Below are 694 nucleotides of genomic sequence, written 5' to 3'. Positions count from 1 at the left end.
GCCTCGGAGATCTCTTCGCGGGTTTCGCCCATGCCCAGGATCAGGTTGGACTTGGTGACCATGCCCAGGTTCCGGCCCTGGGTGATGACGTCCAGGGAGCGTTCGTAGCGGAACGCGGGCCGGATCCTTTTGAAGATCCGGGGCACGGTTTCGACGTTGTGCGCGAACACCTCGGGTTTGGAGTCGCAGATCGCGGCGATGTGTTCGGGTTTGCCGGAGAAGTCAGGGATGAGCAGTTCGACGCCGGTGCCGGGGTTCAGTTCGTGGATCTTGCGGACGGTTTCGGCGTAGAGCCAGACGCCTTCGTCCTCGAGGTCGTCACGGGCGACGCCGGTGACGGTCGCGTAGCGCAGGGCCATGGCCTGGACGGAGCGGGCCACCTTGGTGGGTTCGAACCGGTCCACGGGGGAGGGTTTGCCGGTGTCGATCTGGCAGAAGTCGCAGCGGCGGGTGCATTCGGAGCCGCCGATCAGGAAGGTGGCTTCCTTGTCTTCCCAGCATTCGAAGATGTTGGGGCAGCCGGCCTCTTCGCAGACGGTGTGCAGGCCTTCCTTCTTGACCAGGTTCTTGAGCTGGACGAATTCCGGGCCCATCTGGACCTTGGCCTTGATCCAGTCCGGTTTGCGTTCCACCGGGGTGGCCGCATTGCGCTGCTCGATCCGCAGCATTTTCCGGCCTTCTGGTGCCAGTGTCA

General features: G+C 63.7%; 1 protein-coding gene. It reads right to left on the bottom strand.

What is annotated here, in order from left to right; all coding sequences use genetic code 11:
• Positions 1 to 694 (bottom strand): lipoyl synthase (locus ACTHQX_RS21750; protein ID WP_440159314.1); only part of this gene is annotated, 694 nt, incomplete at both ends.

The sequence above is a fragment of the Arthrobacter sp. SAFR-023 genome (genome assembly GCF_051965295.1).
Lineage (GTDB): Bacteria > Actinomycetota > Actinomycetes > Actinomycetales > Micrococcaceae > Arthrobacter.
This window is presented reverse-complemented; position numbering and strand designations above follow the sequence as displayed.